At 50.5% G+C, this 1,621-nt stretch carries 3 protein-coding genes; 2 read left to right on the top strand and 1 reads right to left on the bottom strand.

Annotation, left to right across the window (positions count from 1 at the left end; all coding sequences use genetic code 11):
• Window positions 1-102 precede the first annotated feature (102 nt).
• Complete coding sequence (locus C7K08_RS13985; protein ID WP_106501125.1) at window positions 103-1,194, top strand: calcium/sodium antiporter; 1,092 nt, start codon at window positions 103-105, stop codon at window positions 1,192-1,194.
• On the opposite strand, the gene C7K08_RS13980 is transcribed toward C7K08_RS13985, so the two are convergent.
• On the bottom strand, window positions 1,180-1,404 hold the full coding sequence (locus C7K08_RS13980; RefSeq protein WP_106501124.1) for a hypothetical protein: 225 nt from the start codon (window positions 1,402-1,404) through the stop codon (window positions 1,180-1,182). The genes C7K08_RS13985 and C7K08_RS13980 overlap by 15 nt on opposite strands.
• Before the next feature lie 3 nt (window positions 1,405-1,407).
• Here C7K08_RS13980 and C7K08_RS16195 point away from each other — a divergent pair.
• The coding region (locus C7K08_RS16195; protein ID WP_206603877.1) for a hypothetical protein at window positions 1,408-1,621 on the top strand (214 nt) is incomplete at its 3' end.

Genomic DNA, 1,621 nt, shown 5'->3' with positions numbered 1-1,621 from the left:
GGTGCTGCCCTGTCGGTTTGATTTCACTTCCACCGCGGTGAGGTGGTTGGGGCTGGCGGCACTGCAAGATTTGTAATTAAGTCAATTCATCAATTAGTTGCCATGCCATTTGCGCTGAATTTGCTTTTGATCCTTGTGGGCATCCTGCTGCTATTTGGCGGTGGGGAATTGTTTGTGGCCGGTTCTGTTGCCCTTTCCCTTCTGTTTGGCATCCCGCAAATTGTGATTGGCCTCACGGTGGTGTCGCTTGGTACCAGCGCCCCAGAACTTTTTGTGAGCCTTTTTTCCACGCTTAAAGGCGGTAGCGCCGGAGATGCGATCGCTGTAAGCAACATCGTTGGTTCAAATATTTTTAATGTGCTTGTGGTGCTTGGAGCCAGTGCGGCTGTGATGCCACTGCGGGTAAAGAGCCGCTTGGTTAAACGTGATGTTCCCCTGTTATTTGGGGTTTCCATGGCCACTTGGGGTATGGCATCCGGTGGGCGGATCACTTGGATAGCAGGCTTAGCTTTGATTACGGGCACTGTTATTAATCTGCTCTGGGAGATCCGCTCAGCTAAGGAGGAATCGCCTGAAGCCATTGCTGACCTAGAGGCTGATGCCAGCCCATCACCAGCGCCAATGGCGATCATCAAGTTGATCGGCGGCCTAGTGCTTCTGGTTGTTGGTTCCCAAGTTTTAGTTAAAGGTGCGATAGCGGGGGCTCAAGCCCTTGGCGTTAGCGAGATGGTTATTGGTCTCACGATTGTTTCTGCCGGCACCTCAATGCCTGAGCTGGTTACATCTTTGGTGGCGGCTTATCGGGGCAAACCCGACTTGGCCATTGGCAATGTTGTGGGCAGCAATCTTCTGAACCAGCTGGTGATTTTGGGCCTTTGCGGCGTGGCTTCTGGATCGAGAGGCCTTGGGGTAGATGAGGTGATGATCAACCGTGATTTTCCAATAATGGTGGCAACCACATTTGCGTGCTTGCCCATATTTTGGACCGGTGGTGTTATCAGCCGCAGGGAAGGTTGGGTATTGCTTGGTATTTACGGCCTATACGTGATCGAACAAATATTAAGCAGCACTGCTTCAACGTTGGCTGATGAATTTAGATTGTTTTCTTTGATTGGCGTATTGCCTTTGGTATTAGTTCTGCTTACTTGGTCTACCCTAAAATGGAAGCAAAAAAGAAAATCAATAGTGGCTTGATTTAATCCTTTCCAATTGACCCACCCTGAGTCCGGAGGCCAAGGCATCAGCGCAGAGTGCTTGGCTGGAATCCGCATCAACTACTGCCATGCCCTTGGCTAGCAGATCCCAATGGGAATTTTCGAAATGAATTTGCAACCAGAGCATTCCGATAACTGAAATCGGTAGCAATTTATAGGCATCGGCAGAGGGAATTAATTGCAGATCCATTAATTGGGCCCTGGATTAGCCAAGGCAATAAAAAACCTCCCCCCATTTGAGGGGGAGGCGGGGCTGAGCGTTGTAGCAACGCTCACAGAATGGAACTCAATCAGGCATTTTCAACTTGGTTTGCTGCCTCGGCCTGGCGGTGTTGATACACATGGCCGCGGTATTGCAGTTCAACTTGGGTATCCACAGGTGCAGCTTCATGGCGCCTTCATGGCGC

The organism is Synechococcus lacustris str. Tous (assembly GCF_003011125.1).
Lineage (GTDB): Bacteria > Cyanobacteriota > Cyanobacteriia > PCC-6307 > Cyanobiaceae > Synechococcus_D > Synechococcus_D lacustris.
The sequence above is the reverse complement of the archived record's forward strand: the minus strand, read 5'-3'. Positions and strand labels throughout refer to the sequence as shown.